The organism is Novosphingobium sp. HR1a, assembly GCF_015594425.1.
In the GTDB taxonomy this organism is placed as follows: domain Bacteria; phylum Pseudomonadota; class Alphaproteobacteria; order Sphingomonadales; family Sphingomonadaceae; genus Novosphingobium; species Novosphingobium resinovorum_A.
Genome location: NZ_JABXWS010000057.1, coordinates 18,778 through 29,046, shown reverse-complemented (window position 1 = coordinate 29,046; position 10,269 = coordinate 18,778). Strand labels below are relative to the sequence as shown.

Here is a 10,269-nt window from a genome sequence, read left to right as displayed (position 1 = left end):
CGTGCGGGCGAGCACGGCGGCGGGTTCCCCCGCAGGCGCGGCGGCGACGGCGAGGAGAACGGCTGCCAGCATCAGACGGTCTGCGTCGAGGTCTGGAGCATCTCGTCGGCGGTCTTGAGCACGCGGCTGTTCATCTCGTAGGCGCGCTGGGCGGTGATCAGCGCGGTGATCTCCGAGACCGGGTTGACGTTCGAGGCCTCGATGAAGCCCTGGCTCAGCGTGCCGTAGCCGGGCTGGCCGGGGGTCGAGACGATGGGCTGGCCCGAGGAGCCGGTTTCCTTGAACAGGTTGTCGCCGATGGCTTCGAGGCCCGCCTGGTTGATGAACGTGGCGAGTTCCAGCTGCCCCACGGTCTGCATTTCGACCTGTCCGTCCAGCTTTACCTGCACTTCGCCGGTCTTCGACACCGAAACGCTGACCGCCCCTTGCGGGATCGTGATGTCGGGCTGCACGCGGTAGCCGTCGGTGGTCACCAGCTCGCCCTGATCGGAGAGCTGGAACGAGCCCGCGCGGGTATAGGCGAGGTCGCCCGAGGGAAGCATGACCTGGAAATAGCCCTCGCCGTCGATGGCCATGTCGTACTGGTTGCCGGTGTTGGTCAGCGCGCCCTGTTCGGTGATGCGGTAGACGCCGCCGGTCTTCACGCCCGCGCCGATCTGGATGCCGGTGGGCACCTTGGTCCCGTCCGAACTGGTCGCGGCGCCGGGGCGGGCTTCCTGCTGGTAGAGCAGGTCCTGGAACTCCGCCCGCTGCCGCTTGAAGCCGGTGGTGTTCATGTTGGCGATGTTGTTCGAGATGACATCGACGTTGGTCTGCTGGGCTAGCATGCCGGTCGAGGCGATGGAGAGCGAACGCATGGGCGGTTTCCTAGTGGCTTTTAGGGGTTTCAGCCGATCTTGCTGAGGCGGTCGATCGCCTTGCGGCGCATGTCGGAAAGGTCGGCCGAAAGGCGCTGGCTGACCTGATAGGAGCGCAGCACCTCGACCATGCGGGTGGTCTCGGAAATCGGCTCGACGTTGGAGGCCTCGACGCCGCCGCTGCGCAGGCGGGTCTGGGCGGCGGTCATCACGGTGCCGCCGCTGCCGGTGAGGACGCCGTCGCCGCGCGCCTCCAGCATGTTCTCGTCGGCGAATCCGGTCACCGCGAGGCGGCCGACCGGGTCCTGCCCCGCCATGACGGTGCCGTCGGCGGTGATCGAGACTTGCGCCAGCTGGTCGGCGAGGATGGCGATCGGGCGGCCGTTCTCGTCGAGCAGGCGCTGGCCGCCGGAGGTCGCCAGCTCGCCGCTTTCCAGCACTTTCACGAAGCCCGCGCGGGTGTAGCCGGTGGAGCCGTCGGGCATCTCGACGTTGAGATAGCCCGGCCCCTCGATCATCACGTCGAGCGGGTTGCCGGTGGACTGGAACGCGCCTTGCGCGATGTCGTGAACCTGCCCGTAATCGAGCACGTAGGAGGTTTTCCGCGCGTCCTGCACCGGGGCTTCCTGCGCGTTCTCGACGTACTCGTGGAACACCGCCTGCTCGCGCTTGTAGCCCGCGGTCGAGACGTTCGCCATGTTGTTTGCGGCCACGTCCAGCTGGCGGCGCAGGGCCTGCTCGTGGCTGAGGAGGACGAAGGAAGAAACGTCCATCGGCGGACCTTTTCGCAAAAATCTTGGGCGAACCCGGAAAGGGCTCTTAATCCCCTATATAGGATTGAAACCGCGCGCGCGGACGCACATGAATACGCTCGCGGGAATTTTCGAACGGGGTACGCGGAACGTGAGCGACGATAAGACCGACGATACGCCGGTCGATGAGGCCGGAGCGAAGAAGAAGGGCGGCAAGGTCCGCCTGATCGCGATCGCCGTCGTTGCGGTCGGCATGCTCGCGGGCGCGGGCGGCGTGTACTGGTACATGCAGAAGGGCGGCTCGGAGCACGCCGAGGAAAAGCAGGCTGAGGCGGCGCCGGAAGAAGGCAGCGAAGGCGGGGAGGGCCATGGAGCCGCCGACGCCGACCCGTCCGCCTCTTACATCGAAGTCGCGCCGATGATGGTGAACCTGCGCGGCGGAGGGGCGCAGGCCAAGTTCGTCAAGCTGCGCTTCGTCGTCGTCGCGGCCGAGGGCAAGACCGATGCGGTCAAGGCGCGCCTGCCGGTGATCCTCGACGCGCTGCAGCCCTTCCTGCGCGAACTGCGCCCCGACGACCTCAACGGTTCGGCCGCCGTGTTCCGCATCAAGGAGGAGATGATCCGCCGTTCCACCGAGGCGCTCGGTAAGGGCATGGTGCGCGACATCCTCATTCAGGACCTGATCCAGCAGTGAGCGACGACCCGATCCGTCTCGCCGCCGTCGATGGCGAGGCGGTGCCGCGCAAGGGCCTGAAGGCGGTCCTCGAATCCAACGTCATCAACCACGAGCGCCTGCCGATGCTCGAGGTGGTATGCGAGCGCATGGTGCGGATTTTCGCGACCTCGATGCGCAATCTCACCTCCGACGCGATCGAGGTGAACCTGGAGCGGATCACCTCGGTTCGCTTCGGCGACTTCATGGACAACATCGCGCTGCCCGCGATGTTCGGCGTGTTCCAGGTCAAGCCCTGGGAAAGCTACGGCGTCGTCACGGTGGACGCCGGGCTGATCTACGGCATCGTCGATGCGCTGCTCGGCGGGCGAGGCGGCACGCGCTCGCTGCCGCCGGAGGGGCGAACCTTCACGACCATCGAATCCAGCCTCGTCTCACGCGTGGTGCAGATGGCGCTGGACGACTTCGCCAGCGCCTTCGAGGAGATCGCGCCGGTCGCCATGGGCCTGGAGCGCATGGAATTGAGCCCGCGCTTCGCCGCCATCGCCGAGCCGAGCAACGTCGCCGCCGTCGCGACCTATTCGGTCAACATGGAAGGGCGCGGCGGGGTGTTCTCGGTCCTGCTGCCCTATGCCACGCTGGAGCCGGTGCGCGAAAAGCTGCTGCAGCGCTTCATGGGCGAGAAGGCGGGCCGCGACCGCATCTGGGCCGACCACATGGCGAGCGAACTCTACAATACGCAAGTCGTCGTCGATGTGGTGCTGGGCGAGAAGATGATGCCCTTGCGCGACGTGCGCGGGCTAAAGGTGGGCGATACCATCTCGCTCAGCAACAGCCCGGACGACGCGCTGCAGGTCCATTGCGGCGGGGTGCCGCTGGGCCGCGCGCATATCGGCCAGCGTTCCAGCAACATCGCCATCCGCATGGCCACCGACATCGCCAAGGGGTATCCGAAATGACGCTTGCTACCGGGATCAACCTCGCCCTCGTGCTGATGTGCTTTGTCGTCATGGTGCAGGCGATCCGCATGGACCGCCGCATCCGGGCGCTGCGTGACGGTCATCTCGACCAGGCGGTGGAGAAGCTCGACAACGCCACGCATCAGGCGCGTCTGGTGCTGGCGGAGCTGAAGCGGGTGCTCTCCACCGACGCGGCGGCGCAGGGCGAGATCCTGTATGCCGCGCGTGAATTGCGGGACGAGCTGTCGGTGATGGTTGGCGTCGGCAATTCGGTGGCCGAGCGTATCGTCAATGCCGCCGACAAGGCCCGCGCGGCCGAGGCGGGCGTGCGCCGCCGCTCCGCCCGTTGGCGCGACGAGGCCGATGCGGTGCTGCGCGCCGAGGCGGAGACGCGGCCTGCCGCGCCTGCTCCGGTAGCGGATGAGGCGCGCGAACTCAGCCGCATCGTGTTCGACCTGACCTCGAAGCGCGGTAATCGGGTAGCATGACTGGGCGCGTGGCATGATAAGAGCGCTGACCAAGCCTACCCGGTTGATGCTGGGCGTCGCGGCGGCGGCGGCGGTGGCCAACGCCATCGCCTTTGCCGCTTCGGCAGACATTGCCGGGGGGGCGCCGACGAGCCGCCTCGGAGCCTCGCTGCAGGATTCGGCGGCGCGGCGTGACAGCACTTCGGCCGCCGAGAAGCGCAGGCTGGAAATGCGCGAGCAGGCGGTGAAGGCCAGCGAGGCGCGGCTTGCCGGGCAGGTGCGCCAGCAGCAGGAACAGCAGGCCGCCGCCGCGAAAGCCGGGGCCCAAGGCGGTGCGGGGGGTGGGGCAGGGGCGCCCTCGGTGCCTTACGACAACCTCGCGCGGATCTACCAGACGATGAAGCCGAACCGCGCCGGGCCGATCTTCGAGAAGCTCGACATCGAGGTCCAGCGCGAAGTCGCCACCCGCATGCGCGAGCGGGCGACGGCGCAGATCATGGCGAACATGTCGCCACAGGGCGCCGTGGCGCTGTCGATGGCGCTGGCCGGACGCAAGGTGGTGCCTACGGTGGCGAAGGCGGGGAAGTAACCCCGCCCCTCGTCATTGCGAGCGCAGCGAAGCAATCCACCCCGGTTTGCGCGGCCCTGGATTGCTTCGCTGCGCTCGCGACGACGAATGGGGCAGTAGCGGTTCCCGACCTCACCGCTCCGTCGCGGAAACCTTCACGATCAGGACCTTGTCGATGGCCGGGGCCACCCGCTTCACTGACGGCGCGATCATCCCCGCCAGACGTTCCACATCCACCGGGGAGAAGCGCGAGGCGCGCAGGCGGGCGAACTCGATCGCCGCGGGGAGCGCGGCGGCGCGCAGTTCCGGCATCCGCTTGCCGAGCGCGGCGGCATCGTCGGCGGTCTTCGCCTGCAGCGTGATCGCAACGTGGAGCACCCCGTCCACCCGTCCGCCATCAACGATCGGCGCGTCGATCTGCTCCATCGGCAGGAACGTGGGATCGGGCGGCGGCAGTTCCACCGCCTTGCGCGGTTCGGTGTTCGCGGCAAACGCCGGTGCCGCGCAGAGTAGCAGTGCCGGGACAAAGAAACGGAAGCGGGGCATGCGAACTCCGGTGGGCGGGCGACGCCTCTATAATAGGATGAAATTCGAGGAGTCCCGTTGAGATGAGCAGCGATCGGCGCCCAGCCAAGGTCCGCGTGGTATCTGCGAGCCAGGGCGAGGGTGCGTCCGCAATGGAAAATCCCGGCGTTAACCCGGGGCGCCGTCGCGGCGATCGGCCGGATGAGGACGCCGAGGCGGTGGCTGCCGCTGTGCTCGCGGCTCCGACCCGGCAGGGCGGGAGCCTCTTGTGGGTGTTCGGCGCGCTGGTGCTGTTCCTCGTCGGCTGCGCGATCGGCGGGGCCTTGCTGGTGATCTCGGGCATCGCATCGGCGGAATCGCTGTGAGGCGCATGCGGCTGCTCCCGGGCGCGGCGCTGGCGCTGGGCGCCTCGCTGTTGTGCGGTACGACCGTCGCGCCGCCGCTGCCCTACGGCACGCTCGACCCCGGCGTGGGCGCGCGGTTGCCGGGCTTCGCGGCCGAACTGGCGCAGCGCCCGCCGCTTACCGGTGTCGGTGCCTGGACGCCGCTGGCCGAGGCCGAGGCATGGCGCCGTCTCTCCACCGCGCCCAACCCGCAGCGACAGGCGGTGCGCTGGGACTATGCCCGCAGCCTGATCGCCGCCGAGCGCGGGCCGGAAGCGCTCGGCGTGCTCGAAGTCATGCGGCAGGACGACCCCGACCTCGGCATGGTCGATGCGTGGAGGCTGGCTCACGGCGCCGCGCTGACGCAACTCGGCCGGTCAGAGGATGCCATCGGCGAACTCGACATGCCGGGCCTGCGCGCCAATCCCGAGGCATGCCTCTGGCGCCTGCGCGCGCTGGCGCAGGAAGGTCTGGCCGAACAGGCGCTGGCGCAGCTGGAATGCGCCGGACCCGCACTCGCCAGCCCGCGCGGCGCGCCGTTCGTCCTCGCCGCTGCGCGCGCCGGAGTGGAGGGCGGTGCGCCGGACAAGGCGCTGCACTGGTTGTCATGGCTGCCCGACCGCGACCCCGCCGCCAACCTGCTGCGTGCCCGCGCTGGGCAGGCCTTGGGCCATCCGGACGAGGCCCGCCTGCGCTATGCCCGCGTGGTGCAGTCCGGAGACCCGGTCGAGCGCATGGAAGCCCGGCTCAGCAAGCTGGAGGGCGACGTTGCCCGAGGTGCGATCCGGCCCGAGGCGGCGCTGAAGGAACTCGACGCCATCCGCTATTCGTGGCGCGGTGACGGTATCGAGGAACGCGCGCTGCGCTTGTCCTACCGCCTTGCCGACGCGCGCGGGGACTTGTCCGGGACGCTGTCCGCCGGAGCGGCTCTGGTGCGCTTCCACGATGTCGCCGACCTCGGGCCGGAGTTCCTGCCCGGCCTGCGCGCGAAGCTGACTGCGGCGCTCAACCCGGCGCGCAAGCTGGCGCTGGACAAGGCGGCCGGGCTCTACTGGGACTATCGCGACCTCGCCCCGAACGGCGCCGAGGGCGACCTCATGGCGAGCCAGCTTGCCGCGCGGCTGCAGCAGGCGGGCCTCTATGAGCGCGCGGCGGACCTCCTCTCCTATCAGCTGACGCAGCGTGCCGGCGACCTCGCGCGCGGACCGCTTTCGGCGCGGGTGGCGGGGCTCTACATCCTTGCCGGCAGGCCCGAGCGGGCCTTGCGCACCTTGCGCGAAACCGACGATCCCGGCCTGCCCGACGCGATGATCGCCGAACGCAAGCGCGTCGAGGCGGCCGCACTCACGCAAGTCGGCCGCGCCGAGGAGGCCATGGCGGTGCTGCAGGACTTGCCCGGAACCTCGGCGCTGCAGGCGGAAATCCTGTGGCAGCGGCGCGAGTGGGCGCGCTATGCGACGCTCTCGGCGGGCGCTCTACCGAAGGGGCGTGTCCTCGATTCGGTGGCGCAGGCGCAAGTGCTGCGTCACGCGATCTCGCAGGCGATGCTGGGGCGGGAAGACGCGCTCTCCGGGCTTCACGCGCGCTATGCGGGGGCGTTCAAGGGTCTGTCGTCGGCGCCGGTCTTCGAGATGCTGACCGGGACTGCCGGGGCGGTCGATCCGGGGAAGCTGGCGCAGGCCATGGCGGCTATTCCCTCGGCCAGTCCGGCAGGGGATTTTGCGGATTTGCTGGAAGCGGGGAAGAAGTGAAGTCCTGGGTCCCCAAAGAGCTTTGGCGCCCCAGACACCCATACTGTCGTCGTTTCCCGCGCAGCAGGTTCAAGACCGCATTGCGCGGCAGGCTTTCATCGTCATTCCCGCGAAGGCAGGGGCCCCTCTGATGACCTGGCAATAGGCACCGTCAGAAGATGGGTTCCCGCCTTCGCGGGAATGACGAAAAGTAAGAGATAATACGCAGCTACCTCGCCAAGTGCGCCTGACGAAGCTGCGCGCGTGCGCTCGACGGTATACCGGGTGCAGGGGTGGTAAACCCCCGCGAACCTTAATCGAGGAAGTTCACCAGCGACATCGAGTTCAACTGCGAGAACACCGAATAGCTCGCCTGCAGGATCGTCTGCCGCTGCGAGATGTCGATCGCGACCTGCCCCAGGTCCGCGTCCTCCACTGAACCGATCACGTTCGTCAGCAGCGTCACGCGGTCGTCGGCGCGGGTGCTCAGGGTTTCGACTTTGGCCTGCATCCGGCCGTTGCGGGCGTTGGCCGACTGGACTTGCGTGATCCCCTTATCGAGCAGGCCGAGGGCGTCGTTGATCGCCTGCGTCTGTTCCTCGGTCAGCGTATCGCCGAAGGGACCTGCGGCGGCGAGGGCCTGGAATGCGGGGATGAGCGAACTGCCGATGTCGCTGGCGCCGATCCCGTAGTCCACGTCGAGCCCGTCGCCCGCGCGGGTGGAAAGGCGCACGGAATCGTTGGTGAAGGCCGTGGTGGAATCGTAGTTGGCCAGATCGCCGAGCGAAGCCGGGGCGAACGGCGTGCTGGAGGTCTGCGATCCGGCGAACAGCGGCACGCCCGCCACCTTGGCATTGAGCGCGTTGCGCAGATCGCCGAAGGCGTCCTCGATGATGGACTGCAGGCCCGGCGAGTTGCCGGTGCCGACGGCGCTGAACAGTTCGTCGCGCAGGCTGCCCATCGAACTGTCCACCGCCTCGATGTTCGCCTGATAGAGCGAGAGCGTGGTGGAGACGCGGCTGATGTTGGTCTTGTAGCTCTCCTGCGTCGCCAGCATCGACTTGGCCGACAGCGTGCGCACCGCGTCGAGGCCGAGCCCGGCGTAGTCGTTGACCTTCTTCTCGGTCGCCAGTTGCAGCTGGCTGGTGGCGAGGCTCTGCTGCGAGCGCTGGATGGCGCTGGAGAGGGTCTGCTGGAGCGGGATTGTGGCTACACGGGTCATCTCGGGGCCGGTCCTCAGAGCATGTTCAGCAGGGTGTCGTACATCTGCGAGGCGGTGGTCATCACCCGCGCGGCGGCGGAGTAGCTGTTCTGCAGCACGACCATCTGCGCCAGTTCCTCGTCGATGTTGACGCCGGAGTAGGAATCGCGCCGTGTCGCCGCGTCGGTCAGGCGAGCGGAGGCATCCTCGTACGTCGTCTGGGCCAGCGAGGCCTGTGCGCCGATATTGCCGAGCAGGCGGTTGGCGAAGGCGCTGATGGTGGCCTTGCCGTCCTTGCCGAAGTCGGCCGTCCCCGAGAGCGCATCGACGAACGCGGTGGCGTTGCGGATATCGCCTGCGCCGATCGCCTTCTCGCCCACCGCCGCGCGTGCCTGCAACTGGGCGAGCGGCACGCGCGAGGTGTCGTTGAGCATGTCGGCGGAGAGTTGCGCGGTCGCAAGCCCGCTTGCCGCGCCGGTGAGGCCCGAGAGAGCGGAGAAAGTCAGCCCGGTGCCGTAGCGGTTGGTGCTGTCCACCGGCACTTCGATCGTCGCGCCGGAGTTGCCGACCTTGGGCGTGAAGGCGACGCGGCCGGTATCGTCGAGCGCGAAGCTGCCGTATTTCGCCAGCTCTCCGCCGTTCAGCTGCGTTATGACGTCGCCCCAAGTGTCGCCGTCGGCAGCGGTCAGGGTCTGGCTGGTGAGGATCTTGCCCGAGGAATCGCGCAGGACCAGCTTGGTCGTTTCGCCTGCGGTGAACCCGGTCGGGTCGCTCGCGGTGAAGCCCGAAGGCACGAGCCCGCTGGTGCCCGAGCGCACCAGATTGTTGAGCCCGAAGAACTGCGAGAACCCCACGCCCGCGCGGTCGCTGGGTGCGTCTGCGTCCTGCGCGATGGCGATGCCGTTGGCGCTCGATGCGGCGCTGATCGACAGCACGCCGTCCGTGAAGCTGGCGGTGGCGGCGGGGGAGAGCCCGGCGTTGATCGCCGCAACCGCGTCGTCCACGGTGGCATTTGCGGGAAGTGCGTCGAAGTCCACGGTGGTCTTGGCCACCATGGTCCCGTCGCTCGATACGACCGCGAACGTCGCCTTGCCGGTGAAGCCGAGGCGGTCGCTGCCGATGAGGCCGTTGGCCTGCCCGGTCAGGGTTTGCGGCGCGGGGAGGGAGGTGCCCCCGTTCGACACCGCGTTCAGGGTCTGGGCAAGGCCGGTGAACAGCTGGCCCAGCTGCTCGGAAAAGCCCGGCAGCACGCGGTCGCGCATGTCGAGCAGGCCGCCGAGCTTGCCGCCGACGGCGGTGGAAGAAATCGTCTCCCCGGTCGAAGCCTGCATCGTGCCGTTGTCGCTGGCGAAGCGGATGTCGATGGCGGAATAGCTGGTCTGCGCCGCGCCAGCGCCCTGGTCGGCATAGCTCAGCTGGCGCAGGCGCTTGTCTAGCAGTACCTGGCCCGAGGCGGTGTCGATGGTGACGCGCCCGTCGGGCTGTTCGCGCACGCTGACTTCGACGAGGCCGCTCAGTTCCTCCAGCGCGCTCATCCGCTCGTCCGCCGGGCCGGAGGTGCTGAGGCCAAGGCCCTGCAGGCGCGAGACATCGGAGTTGAGGCCGTGAATCTTTTGCAGGAGCCCGTTCACCCGGTCGACGGTGTCGGAGACTTCGCTTTCCACGTCGGCGCGCAAGTTGGTGACGTCGGACTGCAGGCCCTGCAGGGTGTCGATCGTGTCGTCCACGTTGCCGGTGAACAGCGCGACGGACTCCGCCGAGCCTTGCAGGCCGGTGACCTGCGACACCGAACTGGAGATCGCCGAAAGCCGTGCGGTCAGGCCGCTGTCCGAACTCGGCGATCCCAGCAGCGCCTGCAGGCGGTCGAGGTAGCTCGCGGCCGCCTCGGCCCGTCCGGCAGTGCCCGCACGCTTGTAGACCGCGTTCTCGAGGAACTTGTCGGCCACGCGCGAAGGCTCGCCCACGACCACGCCGTTAACCGTGCCGCCCGCCACCGACGCGCTCTGCGACACCGTCTGGCGGGCATAGCCGACGGTGCCGACATTGGCGACGTTGGTCGAGACGACCTGCATCCCCGCCTGCGAGGCAGAAAGCCCCGAGATCGCGGAACTGAGGATCGAGTTGATGGACACGGGCTAGCCGGGCAGCTGCGTG

11 protein-coding genes are annotated in these 10,269 nt (G+C 68.5%); 6 read left to right on the top strand and 5 right to left on the bottom strand.

The window, feature by feature from the left end:
• Window positions 1-71: 71 nt before the first annotated feature.
• Together flgG and HWN72_RS15305 are read right to left on the bottom strand one after the other, a co-directional pair.
• Entirely contained in the window at window positions 72-857 is a 786-nt protein-coding gene (gene flgG / locus HWN72_RS15310; RefSeq protein ID WP_036527353.1) for a flagellar basal-body rod protein FlgG, read from the bottom strand.
• Window positions 858-886: 29 nt separating this feature from the next.
• Complete coding sequence (locus HWN72_RS15305; RefSeq protein ID WP_211150618.1) at window positions 887-1,630, bottom strand: flagellar hook-basal body complex protein; 744 nt, start codon at window positions 1,628-1,630, stop codon at window positions 887-889.
• 130 nt (window positions 1,631-1,760) lie between these two features.
• Between HWN72_RS15305 and HWN72_RS15300 the strand changes: the two genes are divergently transcribed.
• From HWN72_RS15300 to HWN72_RS15285, 4 genes are read left to right on the top strand one after another with little or no spacing between them, the layout of a single operon-like run.
• On the top strand, window positions 1,761-2,303 hold the full coding sequence (locus tag HWN72_RS15300; RefSeq protein WP_271182387.1) for a flagellar basal body-associated FliL family protein: 543 nt from the start codon (window positions 1,761-1,763) through the stop codon (window positions 2,301-2,303).
• The gene (fliM, locus tag HWN72_RS15295) at window positions 2,300-3,241 is read left to right on the top strand and encodes a flagellar motor switch protein FliM (protein WP_069708462.1); all 942 of its coding nucleotides are present in this window, start codon (window positions 2,300-2,302) and stop codon (window positions 3,239-3,241) included. Before HWN72_RS15300 ends, fliM begins: the two co-directional genes overlap by 4 nt.
• Complete coding sequence (locus HWN72_RS15290) at window positions 3,238-3,729, top strand: DUF6468 domain-containing protein (protein WP_211150616.1); 492 nt, start codon at window positions 3,238-3,240, stop codon at window positions 3,727-3,729. Before fliM ends, HWN72_RS15290 begins: the two co-directional genes overlap by 4 nt.
• Before the next feature lie 13 nt (window positions 3,730-3,742).
• The gene (locus tag HWN72_RS15285) at window positions 3,743-4,297 is read left to right on the top strand and encodes a MotE family protein (protein WP_248006039.1); all 555 of its coding nucleotides are present in this window, start codon (window positions 3,743-3,745) and stop codon (window positions 4,295-4,297) included.
• A gap of 111 nt (window positions 4,298-4,408) precedes the next feature.
• On the opposite strand, the gene HWN72_RS15280 is transcribed toward HWN72_RS15285, so the two are convergent.
• Window positions 4,409-4,822, bottom strand: a complete 414-nt coding sequence (locus tag HWN72_RS15280) for a hypothetical protein (RefSeq protein WP_211150615.1) — start codon at window positions 4,820-4,822, stop codon at window positions 4,409-4,411.
• 62 nt (window positions 4,823-4,884) lie between these two features.
• Here HWN72_RS15280 and HWN72_RS15275 point away from each other — a divergent pair, with 62 nt between their 5' ends.
• Both HWN72_RS15275 and HWN72_RS15270 read left to right on the top strand, forming a co-directional pair.
• Window positions 4,885-5,166, top strand: a complete 282-nt coding sequence (locus tag HWN72_RS15275) for a hypothetical protein (RefSeq protein WP_211150614.1) — start codon at window positions 4,885-4,887, stop codon at window positions 5,164-5,166.
• Between the two features lie 5 nt (window positions 5,167-5,171).
• The gene (locus HWN72_RS15270; protein ID WP_211150613.1) at window positions 5,172-6,935 is read left to right on the top strand and encodes a hypothetical protein; all 1,764 of its coding nucleotides are present in this window, start codon (window positions 5,172-5,174) and stop codon (window positions 6,933-6,935) included.
• 292 nt (window positions 6,936-7,227) lie between these two features.
• Here the strand turns inward: HWN72_RS15270 and HWN72_RS15265 are convergent, their stop codons facing one another.
• Together HWN72_RS15265 and flgK are read right to left on the bottom strand one after the other, a co-directional pair.
• Complete coding sequence (locus HWN72_RS15265; protein WP_211150612.1) at window positions 7,228-8,136, bottom strand: flagellin; 909 nt, start codon at window positions 8,134-8,136, stop codon at window positions 7,228-7,230.
• A 14-nt stretch (window positions 8,137-8,150) separates the two neighbouring features.
• A complete protein-coding gene (flgK, locus tag HWN72_RS15260; RefSeq protein ID WP_211150611.1) occupies window positions 8,151-10,247 on the bottom strand; it encodes a flagellar hook-associated protein FlgK in 2,097 nt (698 codons plus the stop codon).
• Between the last annotated feature and the right edge of the window lie 22 nt (window positions 10,248-10,269).

Excerpts from the sequence above, each read along its gene's own strand:
- flgG (WP_036527353.1), bottom strand. The coding sequence starts at position 857 with ATGCGTTCGCTCTCCATCGCCTCGACCGGCATGCTAGCCCAGCAGACC.
- HWN72_RS15305 (WP_211150618.1), bottom strand. The coding sequence starts at position 1,630 with ATGGACGTTTCTTCCTTCGTCCTCCTCAGCCACGAGCAGGCCCTGCGC.
- HWN72_RS15290 (WP_211150616.1), top strand. The coding sequence starts at position 3,238 with ATGACGCTTGCTACCGGGATCAACCTCGCCCTCGTGCTGATGTGCTTT.
- HWN72_RS15285 (WP_248006039.1), top strand. The coding sequence starts at position 3,743 with ATGATAAGAGCGCTGACCAAGCCTACCCGGTTGATGCTGGGCGTCGCG.
- HWN72_RS15280 (WP_211150615.1), bottom strand. The coding sequence starts at position 4,822 with ATGCCCCGCTTCCGTTTCTTTGTCCCGGCACTGCTACTCTGCGCGGCA.
- HWN72_RS15275 (WP_211150614.1), top strand. The coding sequence starts at position 4,885 with ATGAGCAGCGATCGGCGCCCAGCCAAGGTCCGCGTGGTATCTGCGAGC.
- HWN72_RS15270 (WP_211150613.1), top strand. The coding sequence starts at position 5,172 with ATGCGGCTGCTCCCGGGCGCGGCGCTGGCGCTGGGCGCCTCGCTGTTG.
- HWN72_RS15265 (WP_211150612.1), bottom strand. The coding sequence starts at position 8,136 with ATGACCCGTGTAGCCACAATCCCGCTCCAGCAGACCCTCTCCAGCGCC.